Here is a 205-nt window from a genome sequence, read left to right as displayed (position 1 = left end):
GAATCCGACAAACTGCGATTCAGTAACTATTACCGTGCCGGTTACAGCAGGAAATCTTGTGGCAAATGAAGACATAATTCCGTCAGTTTTAGGATCGAATGTTCCTCAGACATTAGGAAAAAATGTTTTTGAGAATGACACAAAAAATGCTCAACCGTTAAACCCTTCAGATGTTACATTGAAGACTACAACAGCAGATCCAAAA

General features: G+C 38.5%; 1 protein-coding gene. It reads left to right on the top strand.

Annotation, left to right across the window (positions count from 1 at the left end):
- The coding region (locus tag DMA14_RS00005) for a hypothetical protein (RefSeq protein WP_157957627.1) at positions 1–205 on the top strand (205 nt) is incomplete at both ends.

This window comes from Flavobacterium sharifuzzamanii, assembly GCF_003254585.1.
Taxonomy (GTDB): Bacteria; Bacteroidota; Bacteroidia; order Flavobacteriales; family Flavobacteriaceae; genus Flavobacterium; species Flavobacterium sharifuzzamanii.
This window is presented reverse-complemented; position numbering and strand designations above follow the sequence as displayed.